This is a genomic window from Streptomyces sp. NPDC033177, from assembly GCF_055577715.1.
Genome location: NZ_JBVIPS010000010.1, coordinates 1 through 21,698, shown reverse-complemented (window position 1 = coordinate 21,698; position 21,698 = coordinate 1). Strand labels below are relative to the sequence as shown.

General features: G+C 71.1%; 19 protein-coding genes. 13 read left to right on the top strand and 6 right to left on the bottom strand.

Annotation, left to right across the window (positions count from 1 at the left end; genetic code table 11):
- Window positions 1-78 precede the first annotated feature (78 nt).
- Window positions 79-1,623 carry a sensor histidine kinase gene (locus ACZ5U5_RS30770; RefSeq protein ID WP_469028117.1) on the top strand — a complete coding sequence of 515 codons (1,545 nt, stop codon included), beginning with the start codon at window positions 79-81 and terminating at the stop codon, window positions 1,621-1,623.
- Window positions 1,620-2,273: a response regulator transcription factor gene (locus ACZ5U5_RS30765; RefSeq protein ID WP_469028114.1), complete on the top strand. Its 654-nt coding sequence runs from the start codon at window positions 1,620-1,622 to the stop codon at window positions 2,271-2,273. The genes ACZ5U5_RS30770 and ACZ5U5_RS30765 overlap by 4 nt, the downstream gene beginning before the upstream one ends.
- A gap of 16 nt (window positions 2,274-2,289) precedes the next feature.
- Here ACZ5U5_RS30765 and ACZ5U5_RS30760 read toward each other — a convergent pair whose 3' ends face one another.
- Window positions 2,290-2,961 (bottom strand): phosphatase PAP2 family protein, encoded by a 672-nt coding sequence (locus tag ACZ5U5_RS30760; protein WP_469028112.1) that lies wholly within the window; start codon window positions 2,959-2,961, stop codon window positions 2,290-2,292.
- 184 nt (window positions 2,962-3,145) lie between these two features.
- Here ACZ5U5_RS30760 and ACZ5U5_RS30755 point away from each other — a divergent pair, with 184 nt between their 5' ends.
- Window positions 3,146-3,964 carry a hypothetical protein gene (locus tag ACZ5U5_RS30755; RefSeq protein WP_469028109.1) on the top strand — a complete coding sequence of 273 codons (819 nt, stop codon included), beginning with the start codon at window positions 3,146-3,148 and terminating at the stop codon, window positions 3,962-3,964.
- 56 nt (window positions 3,965-4,020) lie between these two features.
- Here ACZ5U5_RS30755 and disA read toward each other — a convergent pair whose 3' ends face one another.
- Window positions 4,021-5,145: a DNA integrity scanning diadenylate cyclase DisA gene (gene disA, locus ACZ5U5_RS30750; protein ID WP_363210644.1), complete on the bottom strand. Its 1,125-nt coding sequence runs from the start codon at window positions 5,143-5,145 to the stop codon at window positions 4,021-4,023.
- Window positions 5,146-5,224: 79 nt separating this feature from the next.
- Window positions 5,225-6,634 carry a DNA repair protein RadA gene (gene radA, locus ACZ5U5_RS30745; protein WP_469028105.1) on the bottom strand — a complete coding sequence of 470 codons (1,410 nt, stop codon included), beginning with the start codon at window positions 6,632-6,634 and terminating at the stop codon, window positions 5,225-5,227.
- 195 nt (window positions 6,635-6,829) lie between these two features.
- Between radA and ACZ5U5_RS30740 the strand changes: the two genes are divergently transcribed.
- On the top strand, window positions 6,830-8,554 hold the full coding sequence (locus ACZ5U5_RS30740) for a BACON domain-containing protein (protein WP_469028103.1): 1,725 nt from the start codon (window positions 6,830-6,832) through the stop codon (window positions 8,552-8,554).
- Between the two features lie 5 nt (window positions 8,555-8,559).
- Here the strand turns inward: ACZ5U5_RS30740 and ACZ5U5_RS30735 are convergent, their stop codons facing one another.
- A complete protein-coding gene (locus ACZ5U5_RS30735; protein ID WP_469028100.1) occupies window positions 8,560-9,384 on the bottom strand; it encodes a DUF3109 family protein in 825 nt (274 codons plus the stop codon).
- Window positions 9,385-9,455: 71 nt separating this feature from the next.
- Here ACZ5U5_RS30735 and ACZ5U5_RS30730 point away from each other — a divergent pair, with 71 nt between their 5' ends.
- The 5 genes from ACZ5U5_RS30730 (at window position 9,456) to ACZ5U5_RS30710 (ending at window position 14,550) form a co-directional block, all read left to right on the top strand.
- Window positions 9,456-10,415, top strand: a complete 960-nt coding sequence (locus tag ACZ5U5_RS30730) for a Ppx/GppA family phosphatase (RefSeq protein WP_469028097.1) — start codon at window positions 9,456-9,458, stop codon at window positions 10,413-10,415.
- Window positions 10,416-10,513: 98 nt separating this feature from the next.
- The gene (locus ACZ5U5_RS30725) at window positions 10,514-11,338 is read left to right on the top strand and encodes a sugar phosphate isomerase/epimerase family protein (protein ID WP_469028094.1); all 825 of its coding nucleotides are present in this window, start codon (window positions 10,514-10,516) and stop codon (window positions 11,336-11,338) included.
- Window positions 11,335-11,964: a TetR/AcrR family transcriptional regulator gene (locus ACZ5U5_RS30720; protein ID WP_469028092.1), complete on the top strand. Its 630-nt coding sequence runs from the start codon at window positions 11,335-11,337 to the stop codon at window positions 11,962-11,964. Before ACZ5U5_RS30725 ends, ACZ5U5_RS30720 begins: the two co-directional genes overlap by 4 nt.
- Window positions 11,965-12,110: 146 nt before the next feature.
- Complete coding sequence (gene ilvD / locus ACZ5U5_RS30715; RefSeq protein ID WP_469028089.1) at window positions 12,111-13,964, top strand: dihydroxy-acid dehydratase; 1,854 nt, start codon at window positions 12,111-12,113, stop codon at window positions 13,962-13,964.
- Between the two features lie 292 nt (window positions 13,965-14,256).
- Window positions 14,257-14,550 (top strand): SH3 domain-containing protein, encoded by a 294-nt coding sequence (locus tag ACZ5U5_RS30710; RefSeq protein ID WP_469028087.1) that lies wholly within the window; start codon window positions 14,257-14,259, stop codon window positions 14,548-14,550.
- Between the two features lie 35 nt (window positions 14,551-14,585).
- Here ACZ5U5_RS30710 and ACZ5U5_RS30705 read toward each other — a convergent pair whose 3' ends face one another.
- Window positions 14,586-16,796, bottom strand: coding sequence for a protein kinase domain-containing protein (locus ACZ5U5_RS30705; protein WP_469028084.1), 2,211 nt, complete (start codon window positions 16,794-16,796; stop codon window positions 14,586-14,588).
- A gap of 176 nt (window positions 16,797-16,972) precedes the next feature.
- Here ACZ5U5_RS30705 and ACZ5U5_RS30700 point away from each other — a divergent pair, with 176 nt between their 5' ends.
- The 4 genes from ACZ5U5_RS30700 (at window position 16,973) to proC (ending at window position 20,053) form a co-directional block, all read left to right on the top strand.
- Window positions 16,973-17,506 carry an EamA/RhaT family transporter gene (locus tag ACZ5U5_RS30700; protein ID WP_469028082.1) on the top strand — a complete coding sequence of 178 codons (534 nt, stop codon included), beginning with the start codon at window positions 16,973-16,975 and terminating at the stop codon, window positions 17,504-17,506.
- A 105-nt stretch (window positions 17,507-17,611) separates the two neighbouring features.
- Window positions 17,612-18,418, top strand: a complete 807-nt coding sequence (locus ACZ5U5_RS30695; protein ID WP_469028080.1) for an ABC transporter ATP-binding protein — start codon at window positions 17,612-17,614, stop codon at window positions 18,416-18,418.
- On the top strand, window positions 18,415-19,152 hold the full coding sequence (locus ACZ5U5_RS30690; protein ID WP_469028077.1) for an ABC transporter permease: 738 nt from the start codon (window positions 18,415-18,417) through the stop codon (window positions 19,150-19,152). The genes ACZ5U5_RS30695 and ACZ5U5_RS30690 overlap by 4 nt, the downstream gene beginning before the upstream one ends.
- Before the next feature lie 88 nt (window positions 19,153-19,240).
- Window positions 19,241-20,053, top strand: a complete 813-nt coding sequence (gene proC, locus ACZ5U5_RS30685) for a pyrroline-5-carboxylate reductase (RefSeq protein ID WP_363210657.1) — start codon at window positions 19,241-19,243, stop codon at window positions 20,051-20,053.
- Window positions 20,054-20,125: 72 nt separating this feature from the next.
- On the opposite strand, the gene trpS is transcribed toward proC, so the two are convergent.
- Window positions 20,126-21,136, bottom strand: coding sequence for a tryptophan--tRNA ligase (gene trpS / locus ACZ5U5_RS30680; RefSeq protein ID WP_469028075.1), 1,011 nt, complete (start codon window positions 21,134-21,136; stop codon window positions 20,126-20,128).
- Between the last annotated feature and the right edge of the window lie 562 nt (window positions 21,137-21,698).

Genomic DNA, 21,698 nt, shown 5'->3' with positions numbered 1-21,698 from the left:
AGGGGGACGTAGCTTCGGGGGGTGAAAAGTGATCGGGGGCGCGGAGCCCTCCTCTGGGCGGCCCTGGCGATACCCGCGGTGAGCGCAGCTCCGCTGGGGCTGAGCGAGCCGCACCCGGCATGGCTGCAGGCAGCCGGAGCCACCGCGCTCACCCTGGCCGTGGCCACCCGCCACCACCGCCCGGCCACAGCCTTCGCCGCCGCCGCAACACTCGGCCTCGCCACGGCACCTTCCCTGTTCACCGTCTCGTACGGCCCCGCCCTGGCCGTCTTCGCACTGCTGATGGGCCGCCGGTCCACCCAACTCCGCCCCGCGGCAATCGCCTTCGGGGCCACCGCCCTCATCGGCACGGCCAAGATCCTCGTACGCGGCGTGGACCCCGTCGTGGAGTGGCTCGTCCTCATGGGAACCCTGCTCTTCGGGGCCGTCTTCCCCTGGCTCGCCGGGCGCTACCTCCGCCAGGCCCGCGAACTCTCCGCCGCGGGCTGGACCCGCGCCGCCCAACTGGAGCGCGAGCAGCGCATCGTCGCCGACCGGGCCCGACTGCGGGAACGCGCCCGCATCGCCCAGGACATGCACGACTCCCTCGGCCACGAGCTGAGCCTCATCGCGGTGCGGGCAGGCGCCCTCCAGGTGGCCGCCGACCTGCCGGAACGGCACCGCACCGCCGCCGCCGACCTTCGCGTGGCCGCTTCGGACGCCACCGACCGGCTGCACGAGATCATCGGGCTGCTGAGGGAGGAGGGAGACGAGGCCGCACCCCTCGGCCCGGCGGGCGAAAGCGTGCGCGCCCTCGTCGAACGGGCCGCCGACTCGGGGCTGCCGGTCCGGTACACGCAGGACGGCGGGGAAGGGGAGCGTACGGACATGAGAAGGCCTAAACCCGCAGAAGCCACAGAAGCCACAGAAGCCACAGAATCCGCGAAAACTGCAGAAGCCGCCGCGCGCACCTTCTACCGCGTCGTCCAAGAAGCCCTCACCAACGCCGCCAGACACGCCCCCGGCGCCCCCGTCACCGTAGAAGTGCGCGAAACGGCGGTCGTCGTCACCAACGGCGTTCCCCGGCGCCCGGGTTCCGGACCCGGCGCGGGCTCCGGCCTCGCCCATCTGCGGGCCAGGGTCGAAGACCTCGGCGGCACCTTCGACGCGGGCCCGCACGGCGACGGCTTCCGAGTCGAAGCCCGCGTCGAGCCCCGGACCGAAGCACCGCGCCCCCCGCACCCCACCGGTCCAGGACGACTCGCCTACGCCCGCCACCGCACCCTCCTCGCCTTCGGTGCCGCCCTGGCCACCGGAGTCCTGCTGGTCGGCGGCGCCTTCGCCTGGTACGCGTACTCGCGGTCGCACGCCGTCCTGCAACCGGCCGACTTCGCACGCCTGTCGGTCGGCCAGGCCCAGGCCGACGCCGAACGACTGCTCCCTGACCTGGCCGCATCCGACCCGCCCGCGGAGCGCGCCCCGTCCCCGCCCCCCGAAGGAGCCGACTGCCGCTACTACCGCGCCAGCGGTGAACTCTTCGTCACCGTCCGGCACTTCAGGGTCTGCTTCAAGGACGGGACCCTCGTGGAGAAAAGCGTGATCCCCACAGCAGGGGCCCGGTACGAGAGAGAGGGGACGCGGTGATCCGCGTACTGCTGGCCGATGACGAGGCGATGATCCGCGCCGGCGTCCGCGCGATCCTCGGCGCGGGCGAGGACATCGAGGTCGTCGCGGAGGCGGGCGACGGGAGAGAGGCCATCGTTCTGACCCAGGCCCACCGGCCCGACGTCGTGCTGCTCGACATCCGTATGCCGGGGCTCGACGGCCTGGCCGCGGGCGAGGAGATCGTACGGACGATGCCCGGCACCGCGGTCGCGATGCTGACGACCTTCTCGGAGGACGCGTACGTCGCGCGAGCGCTGAGCGGGGGAGCCACCGGCTTCCTGCTGAAGTCCGGCGACCCGCACGAACTCATCGCGGGAGTACGCGCGGTGGCCGGCGGCGCCGCCTTCCTCTCGCCCAAGGTGGCCCGCCACGTCATCGACGGCTACGGCGCCCAGCGCATGGGTCGCGGCGCGGACGCCCGCGCGAGGACCGCGGCCCTCACCCCGCGCGAGCGTGAAGTGCTCGGGCTCGTCGGCGAGGGCCTGTCCAACCCGGAGATCGCCGCTCGGCTCCACCTGGTGGAGGGCACGGTCAAGGCGTACGTGAGCGCGGTCCTCGACCGGCTCGGGGTCAAGAACCGCGTCCAGGCGGCGATCGTGGCCTACGAGGCGGGACTTGTGCGCCTCTGACGCCCTCTCGCCAACCTCAGCGGCGGTGAGAAGCGGGCCGCCGGTGCGACCCGGCATGCGGGCCCGCCTGGGATGCCGGCACCGGGGCCCCCGGCCCCGCGAACCACCTGACGACTCCCGTCGACGAACCGCGCATCGCCTCGACGACCCGCCCCACGGGACGAGTCGTCAGACGTACGAGGACGAGGGCGAGCACGGCGCCGAGGAGCAGGCCCACTGCCACGTCATGCGGATAGTGCACGCCCACGAAGACCCGCGAGGCCGCCATGAGGACGGCCATCGGCAGCGTCAGCGCCGCGATCCGCTGCCAGGCGAGCGCCAGGCCCACGGCGGCGGCACCGGCGATCGTCGAGTGGTTGCTGGGAAAGGACCAGTCGCCGTACGCGGGGCACTCGACGATCGAGGTGACCGCGCCGGCGACGGCCCGGCACGGACGCTCCTCGTCCACCGCGGACTTGAGCGCCTCGCTGCAGACGTAGGCCACCGCCGTGACGAGGGGCGCGAGGACAGCTATCGCGAGGGCGCGGGGGTCAGAGCGCCGCGCCCGCCACCAGGCGACGATGAAGAGCGCACCGAAAAGCAGCAGTCCGAGTTCCGTCCACACCTCGGCGAGATGCTGGAACCAGGTAGGGGTGTCGTTGGCGAAGTCGGTGACATCGCGATAGAGATCGTCGGTCATGGTGTCCATGATTACGGACGGTACGTAGTGGGGCCCAATCGTCACACCCGGCGATCGACCGGTCACGCCCCCTGACGAAAGACAGGGGTGCGGAAGCGGAGTTGATCGTTCCGTGATGATGATCCGCAAAGTTTGTGGCTCTGGGCGGCGGGTGGGGCAGGACAAGGCCCGGATCTCTCGTAAGGTTTGGGCCGTGGGATCTCTGCGCAATCCGGTCGGGCCGCTTCCCTCCACCATCTACTGGCGTCGGAGGGCCGTTCTGCTGTCCTTGATCGGACTGCTGGCGCTCCTTGCCGTGTGGGTACTCACCATGGGCGGTGGGGGCAAGAACGACGGCGCCGACGGCCCGTCGGGCTCCGGGCCCGCCACATCCATCACGCCAGGACCTTCCAGTTCCGGGCCCGCCATCAGTCAAAACCCGGGCGGGCGCGACGAGTCGGGCGACGGGGGCGACTCCGGCTCGGGCGGCTCCGGTGGCTCAGGTGACTCCGAGGGGTCCAACGGCTCGGGCGACGGGGGCGACTCCGGCGGCGGTGACGGCAGCGGATCGGACGACGGCGCCAAGGGCGGCGGCGGTGCGGGCGGACAACTGCCTGCCGGGTCGAGCCTGCCCAACTGCGTCAGCGGCGACGTGAAGTTGAAGCTGAAGAGCGTCCACAACCGGTACGAGGTCGGCGAGAAGCCGAAGTTCGAACTCGTCGCCCAGAACAGCGCGGGCAAAGCCTGCAAGGTGGATCTCGGCGCCAAGAAGACGGTGCTGACGATCACTCAGGCCGACGGCGACAAGGAGATCTGGTCCTCGGCGGACTGCCCCGCGGGCGGCGGGAGCCTCCTGCTGCGGGTGCCGGGCGACGGGCGCGTCACGCACACCGTGGAGTGGGACCGCCGGGGGAGCGAGCCGAACTGCGCGACGCCTTCGGCGGGCAGTGCGTCTCCCGGCACGTATCTGGTGGAGGCCAAGTCCCCGGGCCTCGGTTCGGTGAAGACGTCGTTCGTGCTTGAGGACAGCTGACCGCTGAGTAACGGGTGGGTGGGCGGGCAAAAATCCCACCCACTCAGCAGCACCCGCTAGACGTACCGCTCCAGAATCGACGACTCGGCAAGCCGCGAGAGCCCCTCGCGCACACTCCGGGCCCGCGCTTCTCCCACACCGTCCACGGTCTGCAGGTCATCGACGCTCGCGGCGAGAAGCTTCTGCAGCCCCCCGAAGTGCTCGACAAGCCGGTCGATGATCGCGCCGGGCAGCCGCGGCACCTTGGCCAGCAGCCGGAATCCCCGCGGGGAGACCGCGGAGTCCAGCGCCTCGGGGGAGCCGGTGTAACCCAACGCCCGCGCCACGGTGGGCAGTTCGAGCAGCTCGGCGTGCGAGAGCGCGTCCAGTTCGAAGAGCGCCTCCTCGACCGTGCGGGAGCGCTTGGCGGTCGGCTCGGGGACGTAGTCCCGGACGACCAGCTCGCGCTCGGGCTCGACGCCCGCGATCAACTCGTCCAGCTGGAGGGCGAGGAGACGACCGTCGGTGCCAAGCTCCACCACGTACTCGGCGATCTCCGTGGCGATGCGGCGCACCATCTCCAGGCGCTGGGCGACGGCGGTGACATCCCGCACCGTCACCAAGTCCTCGATCTCCAGGGCGGACAGGGTGCCCGCCACCTCGTCGAGGCGCAGCTTGTACCGCTCCAGGGTCGCGAGGGCCTGGTTCGCGCGGGACAGGATCGCCGCCGAGTCCTCCAGGACCTTGCGCTGCCCGTCCACGTAGAGCGCGATGAGGCGCATCGACTGGGAGACGGAGACGATGGGGAAACCCACCTGCTTGGACACGCGGTCCGCGGTGCGGTGCCGGGTGCCCGTCTCCTCCGTGGGGATCGTCGGGTCGGGGACGAGCTGCACGCCCGCCCGCAGGATCTTGGTGATGTCCTTGTCGACGACGATGCCACCGTCGAGCTTGCACAGCTCGCGCAGCCGCGTCGCCGTGAACTCGACGTCCAGGATGAATCCGCCCGTACACATCGATTCGACGGTTTTGTCCCAGCCGAGGACGATGAGCCCTCCGGTGTTGCCGCGGAGGATGCGCTCAAGGCCGTCGCGCAGGCCCGTGCCGGGCGCGACCGCGCTCAGGGAGGCGCGCATCAGCCCGTCGGCGCCGGAACTCCCACCGGGCTTGCCGGGAGCTGACGCCCGGTCGTTGGCTGCCACTGCACTCCTCGGGTCGCGGGTTGTCCAAGCCCCGGTCCGTACGACCGCTTCGTACGGATGGGCGAGACCAGGGCAAAGTCTACCGGCGCTCTTCGGCCTCCCGTGGGGCCTCTCTGCGACGCGACCTCGGAAGGACTCGCAGCGCGTCCCCCATGTCGGCGACTTCGGTGACCTTCATACCGGCCGGGATCTTGCCCGGGTCGGCCGGGACAAGGGCGTGCGTGAAGCCCAGACGGTGCGCTTCGGCGAGTCTGCGCTGGACTCCCGTGACCCGTCTGACCTCGCCCGCCAGGCCCACTTCGCCGATCGCGACGAGATTTTTCGGCAGCGGGGTGTCGCTCGCCGCACTGGCCAGGGCGAGGGCGACCGCGAGGTCCGCGGCGGGCTCGGAGAGCTTCACGCCGCCGACCGTCGCGCTGTAGATGTCGCGCTTGCCGAGTGCGGTGATGCGGCCCCGCTGTTCGAGGACGGCCAGCATCATCGAGACGCGGGAGGTCTCGAGGCCGGACGTGGTGCGCCGGGGCGAGGGGATCTGCGATTCGACGGTGAGCGCCTGGACCTCGGCCACCAGGGGGCGGCGGCCTTCGAGCGTGACCGTCAGACAGGTGCCGGGGACGGGCTCCGTGCGGCGGGTGAGGAAGAGACCGCTGGGGTCGGCGAGGCCGGTGATGCCCTCGTCGTGCAGTTCGAAGCAGCCGACCTCGTCCGTCGTGCCGTACCGGTTCTTGACGCCTCGGACCAGGCGCAGGCGCGCGTGGCGGTCGCCCTCGAAGGACAGGACGACGTCCACGAGGTGTTCCAGGAGGCGCGGTCCCGCGATGGCGCCGTCCTTGGTGACGTGGCCGACCAGGAGCGTGGACATGCCGCGCTCCTTGGAGGCGCGGATCAGCGCGCCCGCCACCTCGCGGACCTGGGCCATGCCGCCCGGCGCTCCGTCGATCTCCGGGGACGCGATCGTCTGGACCGAGTCGAGGATGAGGAGCGAGGGCTTCACCGCGTCCAAGTGGCCGAGGACGGCGGCCAGATCGGTCTCCGCCGCGAGATAGAGGTGGTCGTCGATCGCCTTGATGCGGTCGGCGCGCAGCCGGACCTGGCTGGCGGACTCCTCACCCGTCACGTACAACGTGCGGTGCTCGTCGCTCGCCGACTTCGCCGCGACGTCCAGGAGCAGCGTCGACTTGCCGACGCCGGGCTCGCCCGCGAGCAGGACCACGGCGCCGGGCACCAGGCCGCCGCCCAGGACGCGGTCGAACTCGGGGACGCCGGTGGAGCGTGCGGTGGCCCGGCGGCCGTCGACCTCGCCGATGGGCAGGGCGGTGGAGGTGACGCGGCCGGGGGCGGTGGTGCGGACCGCGGGCGCGCCGTACTCCTCGACCGTCCCCCAGGCCTGGCACTCGGGGCAGCGGCCGAGCCACTTGGCCGTCTGCCAGCCGCACTCGGTGCAGCGATAGGACGGCCGGTCTTTGCCGGACTTCGTACGGGTGGCCATGAACCGAACCGTAGCGGGCCCCACTGACATTCACCGACGGCGGCCGACTGTGCGAGAGGCGAACCGTTTCGGGCGCGTGCGCGGGTCACGGAATCATGGGTTCCTGTCCCCTTTTGAGGGATCTGTTCACCCGTAAGGATTAAATGTGCTCAAGTGGGAGGAGAGGCCCGGCATCATCCGCCTAACTTCGCACGGGTGATGAGCAGCAGGCCGGAAACCACCACCCAAGCAACCGGCGCACACCGGGCGCATCGTGACGCGCGCCAGCGCGTTGTGCCCCGCTCGGTGCCGCAGGCGCCGCCCGCACGCTATGAGCCCTGTCTGGACGGCCTGTTCACGTACTGCCTGTCCGTGCTCTGCGATCACGACACCGCGACCGCCGCCCTGGGCGACGTGCTCGCCATCGCCGAGCGCCGCGGCTCGCGCGGCCCCGCCACCGAGGCGGAGCTGCGGTCCTGGCTGTACGCACTCGCCCGCTGGGTCTGCCTGCGCGCCCTCGCCGAGGCCAAGCGCAAGCGGCAGGGAGGCGCCCACGCCTCCGGAGCGGCTCCCCGCGCCCCGCAGCCGGACGGACCCACCAACGGCCCCGACACCCTCCCGGACGAGACGGAGCGGCAGCGGCGCCGCGAACTCGCCCAGCTGGCCTGGCCCGAGGCCGCGGGGACGACGCCCGAACAGCGCGAGGCCCTGGAGCTCGCCGTACGCCACCAGCTCACCGCCAAGGAAGTCGCCGCCGTCATCGGCATGGACCTCGTGAAGACCCGCGACCTCCTCGCCTCCGCTGCCTGCGAGGTGGAGCGCACCCGGGCCGCGCTCGCCGTCGTGGAGACCGGCACGTGCCCGATCGTCGCCCGCCTCACCGGTGACAACCAACTCCTGCTGGGCACGGCCCTGCGCCGCGAGCTCGTCCGGCACGTCGACGACTGCCCGCGCTGCCGCCGCACCGCCGAGCGCGCCGGGTCCTCGGCCTGGCCCGGCACTGCCGCGTCCCCCGCCGCCCTGCCGGTCATCGAGGCCCCCCGGGCCGCCGTGCACGTGGCGATGGCGCACGTCCCGCGCGCGCGGGGCGGCGGTCCGCGCTTCGACCGGCACGGGTTCCCGATGGACCCCAAGGACCACGCGGCCCGCCGCGACCGGATGCGCGCGCGTGCCGTGACGACGACGGTCGTCGCCACGGTGGTGGCCGCCCCGGTGCTCGCGCTCTGGGCCGCGTACCGGGGAGCGCCCCTCACCGGAGAGGGTCAGGACGGCCGCTCGGTCAGCGCGAGCGAGGCCGGGGACGACGGAATGAACGGCGACCGGCGGCGCGAGGACTACGAGAACGCGGGCAACGCCCACATGCCGCCCGATCCCCGCTTCACCGCCGGCAGCCGCTCACCGGACGTCTCCGTAGAGGTCATCAGCGCCGGATCACCCCCCTCCCGTTCCGGGACCGGAGCGGGCCGCCTCACCGTCCAGGCGCAGCCGAGCGGCGGCACGACCTTGATCACGCTCTCCGCGTCAGGGGGCGAGCCGGTCCACTGGTCGGCGAGCACGGGGGCGTCCTGGCTCTACCTGAGCCGGTCCTCCGGGACGCTCGCACCGGGGGAGACGTTCACGATCCGGGTGTACGTCGACCATGCGCGCGAGCCCGCCGGGCACTGGAGCGCACGGGTCTCCATCGCGCCCTCGGGGGCGATCATCTCGATCGAGGGGTACGGCAACGGATCGGGGCGCCCGACGCATCCCGGCCCCAGACCGACCCCGAAGCCGACCCCGCCGAAGCCGACACCGACGCCCTCGACCCCGGACCCGACCCCCACGCCGACGACCCCGGACCCGACCCCGAGTTCCCCGGACCCGACGCCCACCCCGTCCGACCCGGGCAACTCGACACCGCCGCCGAGCAACAGTGGCGACCCGAGCCCGAGCGAGGGCTGACCCCGCTACTTCGAAGGATCCGCCGGATGCGGTGCAAGCAACGGCAGCTGCGACGCGAGTCGCTCCTCGCACAGCTCCGCGAGCCGGTCGTAGCCCTCCTTGCCCATCAGCTCCATCAGCTCGGGGCGGTAGGAGACGTACACCGGATCGCCCGCGCCGTGCGCCGACGTCGCCGACGTGCACCACCAGTGCAGGTCATGGCCACCGGGGCCCCAGCCCCGCCGGTCGTACTCCCCGATGGACACCTGCAGGATGCGCGTGTCGTCGGGCCTGTCGATCCACTCGTACGTCCGGCGCACCGGCAGCTGCCAGCAGACGTCCGGCTTCGTCTCCAGCGGCTCGCGGCCCTCCTTCAGCGCCAGGATGTGCAGCGAGCACCCCATGCCCCCGGCGAAACCGGGGCGGTTCTGGAAGATGCAGGAGCCGTTGTACGGGCGGGTCTGGCGCTCGCCGTCGTCGTCCGTCGACACCCAGCCGCTCACCGTGCCGATGTCGTGGTGCTGCCAGATGTCCGGCGTGAGCCGCGCCACGGACTCGGCGACCCGCTTCTCGTCGTCCTCGTCCGAGAAGTGCGCGCCCAGCGTGCAGCAGCCGTCGTCCGCCCGGCCCGCCTGGATGCCCTGGCAGCCGCTGCCGAAGATGCAGGTCCACCGAGAGGTCAGCCATGTCAGATCGCAGCGGAAGACCTGCTCGTCGTCCGCGGGATCCGGGAACTCCACCCAGGCGCGGGCGAAGTCGAGGCCCTTCTCGTCCGGCTGCACCTTCCCCGGCTTCCCCGACATCTTTTTCGTCTTCGTTTTGTCGGTCTTCGCCTTTTTCGTCTTTGGCACGTCTCTAGGGTATGCGCGCGGTACCCGATCCGAGGACCAGCGACCGCCGTACGCGCAGTAGCGTTCCGTATATGAGACTCGGTGTCCTCGACGTAGGTTCGAACACGGTGCATCTGCTGGTGGTGGACGCCCACCCCGGCGCGCGCCCCCTGCCCGCGTATTCGCACAAGGCGGACCTGCGCCTCGCCCAACTCCTCGACGAGGCCGGGGCGATCGGCCCCGAAGGCGTCGACCTGCTCGTCGGCACCGTCCGTGACGCGATGGAGGCCGCGGAGGACAAGGGCGTGGAGGATCTGCTGCCGTTCGCCACCTCCGCCGTACGCGAGGCCAGCAACGCCGATCAGGTCCTGGCCCGCGTCAAGGAGGAGACCGGCGTCGATCTGCAGGTCCTCACCGGCGCCGAGGAAGCCCGCCTCACCTTCCTCGCGGCCCGCCGCTGGTTCGGCTGGTCGGCGGGAAAGCTCCTGGTCATCGACATCGGCGGCGGCTCCCTGGAGATCGCGTACGGGATAGACGAGGAGCCGGACGCGGCGGTCAGCCTGCCGCTCGGCGCCGGCCGTCTGACGTCCGCCTGGTTCAGCCAGGACCCGCCGGACCCGGCCGACGTGAAGGCGTTGCGGCGGCACGCACGCGCCCAGATCGCGCGCACGGTGGGCGAGTTCAGCCGCTTCGGCGCCCCGGACCACGTCGTGGCGACGTCGAAGACGTTCAAGCAGCTGGCCAGGCTCGCGGGCGCCGCACGCTCCGCCGACGGCCTCTACGTCCAGCGAGAGCTGAAGCGGAAGTCCCTTGAGGACTGGGTCCCGCAGCTGGCGGCGATGACGACGGCCGAGCGCTCCGAGCTGCCCGGAGTCTCCGAGGGACGGGCCGGGCAACTGCTCGCGGGGGCGCTCGTCGCCGAGGGCGCCATGGACCTCTTCGGGGTCGAGACGCTGGAGATCTGCCCCTGGGCACTGCGCGAGGGCGTGATCCTGCGCAGGCTCGACCACCTTCCGGCCACCGAGGTGGCTCCCACCGACGACGGCGCGTAGACGTACGACTCAGCGGTTGGGGACATACGTCACATACGACCCGGGTGTGGGGGAGACCACCTCCCCCGTGCCCAGGCGTGGCCCGTACGCTGTCCCTCGTGGCAGAACCAGTGGTGCGCATCCCGGATGCGAAGGTCGCCCTGTCGACGGCCTCGGTCTATCCGGAGTCGACGGCGACGGCCTTCGAGATCGCCGCGCGCCTCGGCTACGACGGCGTCGAGGTCATGGTCTGGACGGATCCCGTCAGCCAGGACATCGAAGCCCTGCGCAGACTCAGCGACTACCACCAGATCCCGATCCTCGCCGTTCACGCGCCATGTCTCCTGATCACGCAGCGCGTGTGGTCCACGGACCCGTGGGTGAAGCTCCAGCGCGCGCAGGTCGCCGCCGAGAAGCTGGGCGCGTCGACCGTCGTCGTGCATCCGCCCTTCCGCTGGCAGCGGGGGTACGCGAACGCCTTCGTCGACGGCATCTGGCGGATGGCGGACGAGACCGACGTCCGGTTCGCCGTCGAAAACATGTACCCCTGGCGCTACCGCGACCGCGAAATGCTCGCCTACGCCCCCGACTGGGACGTCACCAAGGACGACTACCGCCACTTCACGGTCGACCTCAGCCACACCGCGACCGCCCGCACGGACGCGATGCAGATGATCGACCGCATGGGCGACCGCCTGGGGCACGTCCACCTCGCCGACGGCAAGGGCTCCGCGAAGGACGAGCACCTGGTGCCGGGCCGCGGCACCCAGCCGTGCGCCGAACTCCTGGAGCGCCTCGCGACGAGCGGCTTCGACGGCCATGTCGTCATCGAGGTCAACACCCGGCGCGCGATGTCCAGCGCCGAACGGGAGGCGGACCTCGCCGAGGCCCTCGCCTATACGCGGCTGCATCTGGCGTCCGCGGTGAAGGTGCCCCGCTCGTGACCGCTCAGGCGCCCGGCGGTGCGGCTCCGCGCCGCAGGGGACGCCCGTCCCGTACGCAGTCGGCCGAGGGCCCCGCGATGCGGGACCGCATCCTGGAGGCGGCCCGCACCGAGTTCTCCGCACGGGGGTACGAGAAGACGTCCGTGCGCGGGATCGCCAAGGCCGCCGGGGTGGACTCGGCCCTGGTGCACCACTACTTCGGCACGAAGGACCAGGTCTTCGCCTCGGCGATCGAGGTGGCCTTCGCGCCCGCCCTCGAAGCGCCCTCGGCGATCGAGGACGGCCCGCTCGACGGCGTCGGCGAGCGCCTGACCCGCTTCGTCTTCGGCGTCTGGGAGAACCCCGCCACCCGCGTCCCGCTCCTCGCGATCGTGCGTTCGGCGGTGAACAACGACACGGCGGCGGCCGTCTTCCGCCGCCTCATCGCGGCGCAGCTGCTCGGCAGGATGGCGAGCAGGATCGACCAGCCGGACGCCGAGCTGCGGGCGGAACTGGCGGCCGCGCAGCTGGTGGGCACGGCGATGCTGCGCTACGTGATCCAGGTGGAGCCGCTCGCGTCGGCCGACCCGGAGGCGATCATCGCGCGGATCGCGCCGGTGGTGCAGGGGCATCTGACCGGGCCCTGAGCCTGCCTCGTACGGCGTCACCAGCGGCCGCTCACCGAGACGGCCGTCCCGCTATCCGGACAGGCTGTCCAGATCGTGGAGCGTCGGCGTACGCTCGAGAACAGTCGATCCTTATGTCTCTCCCGATCCTGAAGGAGCGAGCGACGATGCCCGAGCTCAGGTCCCGCACAGTCACCCACGGCCGCAACATGGCGGGCGCACGCGCCCTTATGCGTGCCTCCGGTGTACCCGGCGCGGACATCGGGCGTAAGCCGATCATCGCCGTCGCCAACTCCTTCACCGAGTTCGTCCCGGGCCACACCCACCTGCAGCCGGTCGGCCGCATCGTCTCCGAGGCGATCACGGCGGCGGGCGCCATCCCCCGCGAGTTCAACACCATCGCGGTGGACGACGGCATCGCGATGGGCCACGGCGGCATGCTCTACTCCCTGCCCTCCCGCGACCTCATCGCGGACTCGGTGGAGTACATGGTGGAGGCGCACTGCGCTGACGCGCTGATCTGCATCTCCAACTGCGACAAGATCACCCCCGGCATGCTGAACGCGGCCCTGCGCCTCAACATCCCGACGGTCTTCGTCTCCGGCGGCCCGATGGAGGCCGGCAAGGCCACACTGGTCGACGGCACGGTCCGAAAACTCGACCTGGTCGACGCGATGAGCGACGCGGTCAACGAGAAGATCTCGGACGCGGACATCCTCCGTATCGAGGAGAACGCCTGCCCGACCTGCGGCAGCTGTTCCGGCATGTTCACCGCCAACTCGATGAACTGCCTGACCGAGGCCATCGGCCTCTCCCTGCCGGGCAACGGCTCGATGCTCGCCACGCACACCGGCCGCAAGGCCCTGTACGAGCGGGCGGGCGCGACGGTCGTCGAGATCGCCAAGCGGTACTACGACGGGGACGACGACTCGGTCCTGCCGCGCAACATCGCCACCCGCGCCGCCTTCGACAACGCCATGGCGCTCGACATCTCCATGGGCGGCTCCACGAACACGATCCTGCACCTGCTCGCCGCCGCCCAGGAGGCCGAGCTGGACTACGACCTCGCCGACATGGACGAGGTCTCGCGCCGCGTCCCCTGCCTGGCCAAGGTCGCCCCGAACGTCGCCCCCGGCGGCACGTACTACATGGAGGACGTGCACCGCGCCGGCGGCATCCCCGCGATCCTCGGCGAGCTGTACCGCGCGGGCCTCCTGAACGAGGACGTGCACTCCGTCCACTCCGCGTCCATCAAGGACTGGCTGGACACGTGGGACGTGCGCGGCGGTTCCCCGTCGGACGAGGCGGTCGACCTCTGGTACGCGGCACCGGGCTGCGAGCGCTCGGCGACGGCCTTCTCCCAGTCGAAGCGCTGGGACACCCTGGACACGGACGCCGCGGGCGGCTGCATCAGGGACGCGGCGCACGCGTACTCGAAGGACGGCGGTCTCGCGGTCCTCAAGGGCAACCTCGCCGTGGACGGCTGCGTCGTGAAGACGGCGGGCGTCGACGAGTCGATCTGGACGTTCGAGGGCCCGGCGGTGGTCTGCGAATCGCAGGAAGAAGCGGTCGACAAGATCCTCAAGAAGCAGGTGAAGGAAGGCGACGTCGTCGTCATCCGCTACGAGGGCCCCAAGGGCGGCCCCGGCATGCAGGAAATGCTCTACCCCACGTCCTTCCTCAAGGGCCGCGGCCTCGGCAAGGCCTGCGCACTGGTCACGGACGGCCGCTTCTCCGGCGGCACGTCGGGCCTCTCGATCGGCCACGCGTCGCCCGAGGCGGCGTCCGGCGGCACGATCGCCCTGGTCGAGGACGGCGACCGCATCCGCATCGACATCCCGAACCGCGGCATCGAACTCCTGGTGGACGAGGCCGAGTTGACCCGCCGCCGGGAGGCCCTCGGTGGCGTCTACGCCCCCAAGTCCCGCGAACGCAAGGTCTCGGCAGCGCTGCGGGCCTACGCCGCAATGGCCACGAGCGCGGACCGCGGCGCGGTGCGCGATGTGTCGAAGCTGGGCTAGCGCTCGCGTTCTGTTGGTGGGCCCGGCCCGGTTCTTTTCCCTGCCCGCCCGGCGGGATATTTTTCAGCCCGTCCGGCGTTTGAGGACGAACTCGGCGGAGCCGGTGATGACGGCACGTACAAGGCAGTACAGGGCCCTCGCGCCGAGCGAGTTTTCGGGAAGGGGCGGGGTCGGGGAAAGGAACCCCCGACTCCGCAACCACCCCAACCCACCCACGCGTCCCCCCAGTGACGAACATGCCAAGGGCGGCCATCACAGGCCATGAGCCGCCGCTTTCACGGGGGAGAGAAGCATGAGCGAGAACGTCATGGCACCGGAATCCGCGGAGGCAATCGAAGCCGCCGCGGCAACGACGTACCCGATCGTCGCGGACGTCAACGTCCGCTCCGGTCCGGGCACGTCGTACGGCAAGGTGGGCCGCCTCTCGGCGGGAACGCGCGTGACGATCCACTGCCAGAAGCCGGGCGAGAAGGTCACGGGCCCGACCGGCACATCGAAGCTCTGGGACCGCATCGGCAGCGGCCGCTACGTCTCCGACACATACGTCCGCACGGGCAGCGACGGCTACGTGGCGCCCCGCTGCTGATCCACACCCGTACGGGATTCAGGAGCCGCCGAAGTTCACCCGGACTTCGGCGGCTTCGTCGCGTCGAACGAGAACACGGTGTTCTTGGCCGCCGCCACGAAGATCACCCGCCCCGAGACCGCGACCCGCGGACTCGCGTTCACCTCACCGCCAAGGCCCTCGGCACGCGGATCGGTGCTCCACAGAGTCCTGCCCCGCGGTGAAACGGCGACCACACGCCCACTGGGCGAGCTGAAGTACAGCGCACCGCCGCTCGCCGTCGGCCCGGACGCCCCTTCCACACCCGTCTGCCGGGACCACTTCTGGCGCCCGGTCGCGGGATCCACCGCGCTGATCCGCCCGGTCGGCTCCGCGAAGTAGACCGTGCCGTCGGCGATGCCGGGCGTGGCGTTGTACGTCGACTTCAGCGGCCGGGCCGAGACGCGACCGCTGCCCGGCTCGACCCGCAGCACCTTGTCGTACCCGAGGAACTCGGGACCCTTCAACCGCTGGTGGAGGAGCACGAGCCTGCCGTCGTCACCGCCCACCGGGTGCACGGGCCCCTCGACCGGAATGCCCTTGCCGAACGTCCCCGAGGTGAGGCCGAGGGTGTGGAGAACGGGATTGCGCACCTCGACGTTCGCGACCTGCGCGGACGGCGCGCACATCGCGTACATCCGCTGACCGGCCGGGACCGGCGTGCACTCCGAGCCCGCGGGGAACGGCGTCGACCAGAGCATGCGCCCGCTGTGCGCGTCCCTGGCCTCGACCCGCGTACGCCCCGGCTCGACCGACAGGACCGTCGAACCGGAGAGAACCGCGTCCTGCGACCGGCCGGTGTAGATCTGGGACTGGCCGCTGATCGGGCGGGACCACAGTTCCTTGCTGGTCCTCGCGTCCAACGCCACCAGCTGGACGGGCTTTCCGGACGAGGCGGCCTCGGGCGGGATGCGGTAGCCGAGGACGGTGTCGTTCGTGGCGCCCACGATGTGCATGCCCTGCATGGGCACACCGGGGCTCTTCACCTTCCAGATCTCCTTGCCGTCGGAGATCCGCAGCCGGGTCGCGACGACTCCGCCGCCCCCGCAGAACAACGCGTCCCCGCGAGGCACGCACCGCACCTCGTCCGGGATGCCCTTGTCGTTGGGCACACTCGTGCGCCACGGCCGGTAGCCGTCGGGCAGGGGAGCCTCGGCGGCCGCGACGGTGTCGTCCTTGCCGTCGCCACCACCGTCACCGTCCGCGCCGGTGGACTCGTCGGACGAGCCGAGCTGGAGTGCCGCGATGCCACCCCCGAGGGCGGCCACGGCGACGGCGGCGGCGAGCACGGAACGCCAACGGCGGCGCGGACGAGGGCTGCCGGGGGCGCTCTTGGTCCCCTCACCCAAGGAGGGCTGATGGTGATGCTGCGTATCGATGTCCCGCGTACGGCTGGCCCGCACCCCCGCCGCGTCCCCCATCTCGACCGGCAGGTCCCGCAAGCGCTCCAGGAGCTGGTCCGCCGAGGGGCGGGCGTCGGGGTCCTTGGCGAGGCACGGCTCGACCACCGCGCGCAGGGCGGCCGGGACGGCGTCCAACGCCGGCGCCTCGTGCACCACTTGATACGCCGTCATGTACGGGCTGTCCGCGTCGAACGGCCCCTGCCCCGTCGCCGCGTACACCAGCAACGTGCCCAGCGAGAAGACGTCGGAGCGTGGCCCGACCCCGCGCGGTGCCTGCAACTGCTCCGGAGACATGAACGGCGGCGTACCGATGACCCGCCCCGTCATCGTCAGCGTCTGCTGGTCCGCGGCGCGCGAGATGCCGAAGTCGATGACGCGTGGCCCCTCGGGCGAGAGCACGACGTTCGAGGGCTTCAGGTCGCGGTGCACGACACCCACGCGGTGGATGTCCCGCAGCGCCTCCGTCAGACCGATGGCGAGCGTGCGCAGCTCCGCGCCGGTCAGCGGGCCCTTCTTGGCGATCTCCTGGGCGAGCGTGCGCCCCTCTATATAGGCCGTCGCCATCCACGGATACTCGGCCTCAGGGTCGGCGTCGACCACGGCGGCGGTGAACGCGCCGCTCACCCGCCGCGCCGCGGCCACCTCCTGCCGGAAGCGGATGCGGAACTCCTCGTCCCCCGCGAACTGCTGGTGGATCAGCTTGATCGCCACGGGTCGCCCCGAAGCCGTACGCGCCAGATAGACCGTGCCCATGCCGCCCGAGCCGAGGCGCGCCTCAAGCGGGTAGCCGCCGATCTCGGCCGGGTCACCTCCGCGGAGCGACACTCTCTCGACCTCCTCGTCCCGCGTGCACCAGTTTGCGCAGCTCTCGCATGAGCCCGTTTATCTGTCCCGCACCACAAACTAGTCGCCAAGTGGTACGGCAGGGCAAGGCGGGGGACGAATAGGGCGCGCCTGCCCGGCGCCGCCGCGCCGCGGCCACGCCGGGCGATACTCGAGGGGTGAGCGCAGATTCCAGCACCCCCGACCGCGCGGACGCGAAAGCCGGGCCGTCCCCGTCGGCCGCGACGGCCCCCGGCCCGCAGCCCGAGCCCCTCCGCTTCTTCGGCACGACCTGGGTCGGCCACGACAACGGCTACGGGGCGCGCCGCGCGGGCGTAGCGGTGGGCTCGCTGCTCGCGGCGGCGGCCGGCTGCTTCGTGCTGCGGTTCGCGTACGAGGGCATGGCCATCGCGGACGTGGGGACGTTCGTGAACTTCCTGGTCCTCATCATGTTCTCGGTCTGCAGCGCGATCGCCTTCCGCCGCACCTGGGAGGGCTTCACCCGCCGCCACGACCCGGCGTCCCAGTCCTCGATGCGCGGCCTCCTGACGATCGGCTTCGTCGGCGTACTACTCGCCTACTTCGTCCGCTCCCTCACCGAGGCCCCCGGCGAAGAACTCCACCGCGAGGAGTACGAGGCGGCCCGCCAGCAGTACGCGAAGCGCACGTCCCGCCGCACGGGCAACCCCTCCCGCAAGAAGAAGAGGGCCTGACCCCGGGCAAGAACCGGGCCCGCCCCCCAGAGCCACGCACGCACAGTGCGTGGCTCTTCCCTTGTCCCTTGACGTTCCCGGCACCCGGGGCGCCATAATCATCACATGATGAATATTAAGGAGCCGCCCGCCGTCGAGGCGCGCGACCTGACCGTCGTCCGAGGCCCCCGCACAGTCCTCCGCGGCCTGAACTTCACCGTCCCGAAGGGACAGATCACCGGCCTCCTCGGCCCCTCGGGCTGCGGCAAATCCACCCTCATGCGCGCCACGGTCGGCACCCAGGCCAAGGTCACCGGCACCCTGAAGGTCCTCGACCAGCCGGCCGGCGCCCCCGCCCTCCGCTCCCGCATCGGCTACGTCACCCAGAGCCCATCCGTCTACGACGACCTGACCGTCCGCCAGAACCTGGACTACTTCGCCGCCGTCCTCGACCCCGGCCGAGGCCCCGCCGCCCACCGCCGCCACGAACACGTCACCCGCGCCATCGCCGACGTCGACCTGACGACCCACGTCGACGCCCTCGCGGGCAACCTCTCCGGCGGCCAGCGCAGCCGCGTCTCCCTGGCCGTGGCCCTCCTCGGCGCCCCCGAACTCCTCGTGCTCGACGAACCCACCGTCGGCCTCGACCCCGTACTCCGCCGCGACCTGTGGAACCTCTTCCACTCCATCGCCGCCGACCGAGGCACCACGATCCTCGTCTCCTCCCACGTCATGGACGAGGCCGAACGCTGCCACCGCCTCCTCCTGATGCGCGAAGGCGAACTCCTCGGCGACGACACCCCCGAAGCCCTCCGCACCCGCACCGCCACCCCGACCGTCGAAGCGGCCTTCCTCCACCTGGTCGACGAGGCCGCCGCCGCGCAGGGCGACACCCCCACCGGCAGCACCGCCCCCACCGGGAGCCCCCGATGAACGCCTACCGCACCCTCGCCACCGCGGCCCGTGTCCTGCGCCAGCTCCGCCACGACCCCCGCTCCATCGCCCTGATGCTGCTCGTCCCCTGCGTGATGCTGTTGCTCCTGCGCTACGTCTTCGACGGCAGCCCGGCGACCTTCGACTCCATCGGCGCCTCGCTCCTCGGCATCTTCCCCCTCATCACGATGTTCCTGGTGACCTCCATCGCCACCCTCCGCGAACGCACCTCCGGCACCCTCGAACGCCTCCTCGCCATGCCCCTGGCCAAGGGCGACCTCATCGCGGGCTACGCCCTCGCCTTCGGCTTCCTCGCCGTCATCCAGTCCGTCCTCGCCACCGGCCTCGCCCTCTGGGCCCTCGGCCTTGACGTCACCGGCTCCGCCTGGCTGCTGCTCCTGGTCGCGCTCCTCGACGCCCTGCTCGGCACGGCACTCGGCCTCTTCGTCTCCGCCTTCGCGGCATCCGAGTTCCAGGCCGTCCAGTTCATGCCGGCCGTGATCTTCCCCCAGCTGCTCCTCTGCGGCCTGTTCACCCCACGCGACAAAATGCAGCCGGTCCTCGAAGCGATCTCCAACGCCCTCCCCATGTCGTACGCCGTCGACGGCATGAACGAAGTCCTGCGCCACCCCTCCGTCACCGGCGACTTCGTACGCGACGCGGTCATCGTCGCGGGCTGCGCCGTACTCGTCCTCGCCCTGGGCGCCGCGACCCTCCGCCGCCGCACGGCCTGACCCACCAATGCGAGGATGGCCCCACCTGGCCGAGGCGCTGCCCCGCTCCCGGCCGAAGCGCCGACCCGCACCCGGAGGGTGACCTCACATGCCCCAGCCCGTCGCAGTCCTCGGCACCGGCAAGATCGGCGAAGCCCTCCTCAGCGGCATGATCCGGGCCGGCTGGGCCCCAGCCGACCTCCTGGTCACCACCCGCCGCTCCGAACGTGCCACGGAACTGCGCACCCGCTACGGCGTCGACCCTGTCAGCAACGCCGAGGCCGCCAAGCAGGCCGACACCCTCATCCTCGCCGTCAAGCCGCAGGACATGGGCCGCCTCCTCGAAGAGCTCGCCCCGCACATCACCCCCGATCGCCTGGTCATCAGCGCCGCCGCCGGCATCACCACCTCCTTCATCGAGGAGCACCTCGCCGACGGCACGCCTGTCGTCCGCGTCATGCCCAACACCCCGGTCCTCGTGGACGAGGGCATGTCCGTCATCTCCGCGGGCAGCCAGGCCACAGCCGCTCACCTCGCCCACGCCGAGGAGATCTTCGGCGCCGTCGGCAAGACCCTCCGCGTCCCCGAGACCCAGCAGGACGCCTGCACCGCCCTCTCCGGCTCAGGACCGGCGTACTTCTTCTACCTGGTCGAAGCCATGACCGACGCGGGCATCCTGCTCGGCCTGCCCCGCGACAAGGCCCACGACCTCATCGTCCAGGCCGCGATCGGCGCCGCCGTGATGCTCCGCGACAGCGGCGAACACCCGGTCAAGCTCCGCGAGAACGTCACCTCCCCTGCCGGCACCACCATCAACGCCATCCGCGAACTCGAGAACCACGGCGTACGAGCAGCCCTCATCGCCGCCCTCGAAGCCGCCCGCGACCGCAGCCGCGAACTGGCCTCCGGCAACAACAGCTGACCCCCCGGTGCCGGGGCGCGCACCGGCCGCACCCACCCTGGCCGCGCCCCGACACCGGCCCCGTCACCTCGCCTACGGCCCCTCCTCCACCGGAGGCAGCAGGCCGATCGCGCGATAGGCGGTGTCCACCGTCGGCCTGGACATCTCCCTGGCCCGCTCGGCTCCCCGCCGCAACACCCCCGCCACATACGCGGGATCAGCAACCAGCTCCTTGTGCTTCGCCTGCAGGGGCCTCAGCATCTCCACCACGGCGTCGGCGGTGTCCTTCTTCAAAGCCCCGTACGACTCATATACACCGCTCAACCCCTCGGGGTTCCCACCCTCACAGGCCGCGAGGATCTCCAGCAGATTCGAGATCCCCGGCTTGGCCTCACGGTCGTACTCGACCTCGGACCCGCTGTCGGTCACGGCCCGCAGGACCTTCTTCCGCACGACGTCCGGCTCGTCCAGCAGATAGACGATCCCGGCGCCGGCACCGCCGGACTTCCCCATCTTCGACATCGGGTCCTGCAGATCCATGACCCTGGCCGCCACCTTGGGATACGTGGCCCGCGGCACCACGAACGTGTGTCCGTACCGCTGGTTGAACCGCACCGCCAGATCCCGGGTGAGCTCCACGTGCTGCACCTGGTCGTCCCCGACCGGCACCTCGTCCGCCCCGTAGGCCAGGATGTCCGCCGCCATGAGCACGGGATAGGTGAGCAGCGAAAGCCGCACACTCCCGCCGCGAGCCCGCTCCAGCGCAGACTTCTCCTTGTACTGGATCATCCGCCGCATCTCGCCGTCCGTCGCGACGCACTCCAACAGATACGAGAGCCTGGCGTGCTCATCCACATGACTCTGTACGAACACCGTGGCCCGCTCGGGATCGATCCCCGACGCGAGCAAGAGCGTCGCCGCCTGCCGACTGAGCCGGCGCACCCGGCCGGGATCGTGGTCGACGGTCAGGGCGTGCAGGTCGACGACGCTGAACAGCGACTCGGCCCGGTGCTGATCAACTTCTGCCCACTGGCGCACGGCGCCCAGGTAGTTGCCCAGGGTCAGGTGCCCGGTCGGCTTGATCCCGCTGAAGATCCTCGTCATCTCTCCACCTCATGGTCAGAACCGCCGGCCCGACGACCGGGCTCCGGGTCCTCCAGGGGAGAAACACGAAACGGCCGCCGAGTCGGCAGCCGTTGAGTACATGCGTGTGTACGGCCGCCGTCAGGCGGCCCACCACTGTTGGGTGTGCGCATGTGTGGTCACGCCTCCTACGGTAGCCCCAGGGGGTCACCGTGGACCAGGGTTGACACGCCCAGAGCGCGTACGTAGTGTTCTCCGAGTTGTCCGGCGTGAGCGCCGACCCCTGGTCGGTCCGCGGGCAACCATTCCGCACAGCCATTCAAACGATCGATGCCGTGTCATCTTCGATGCCTCGTCGTCTGCTCGTTTTCATGCGCTTTTGCGAAATGAGGAATCCGCGTTCGAAAGGGCGCCCCCGATTAGGTCAGGGAGCAGGATTCCGCTAATGTCTCACTCGTCGGAACGGCCCAACAGCCGGGAAGACAAGCCCCGCTGACTGGGAATCAGGCCCGAAAGGATCTGGTAGAGTCGGACTCGCCGGAAAGGGAAACGCGAAAGCCGAAAGGCCGGAGCGGGAACCGGA

Bases quoted from the DNA above. Each gene is read 5' to 3' on its own strand.
- ACZ5U5_RS30760 (WP_469028112.1), bottom strand. From the start codon at position 2,961: ATGGACACCATGACCGACGATCTCTATCGCGATGTCACCGACTTCGCC.
- radA (WP_469028105.1), bottom strand. From the start codon at position 6,634: ATGGCCACCCGTACGAAGTCCGGCAAAGACCGGCCGTCCTATCGCTGC.
- ACZ5U5_RS30730 (WP_469028097.1), top strand. From the start codon at position 9,456: ATGAGACTCGGTGTCCTCGACGTAGGTTCGAACACGGTGCATCTGCTG.
- ilvD (WP_469028089.1), top strand. From the start codon at position 12,111: ATGCCCGAGCTCAGGTCCCGCACAGTCACCCACGGCCGCAACATGGCG.
- ACZ5U5_RS30710 (WP_469028087.1), top strand. From the start codon at position 14,257: ATGAGCGAGAACGTCATGGCACCGGAATCCGCGGAGGCAATCGAAGCC.
- ACZ5U5_RS30695 (WP_469028080.1), top strand. From the start codon at position 17,612: ATGATGAATATTAAGGAGCCGCCCGCCGTCGAGGCGCGCGACCTGACC.
- ACZ5U5_RS30690 (WP_469028077.1), top strand. From the start codon at position 18,415: ATGAACGCCTACCGCACCCTCGCCACCGCGGCCCGTGTCCTGCGCCAG.
- proC (WP_363210657.1), top strand. From the start codon at position 19,241: ATGCCCCAGCCCGTCGCAGTCCTCGGCACCGGCAAGATCGGCGAAGCC.
- trpS (WP_469028075.1), bottom strand. From the start codon at position 21,136: ATGACGAGGATCTTCAGCGGGATCAAGCCGACCGGGCACCTGACCCTG.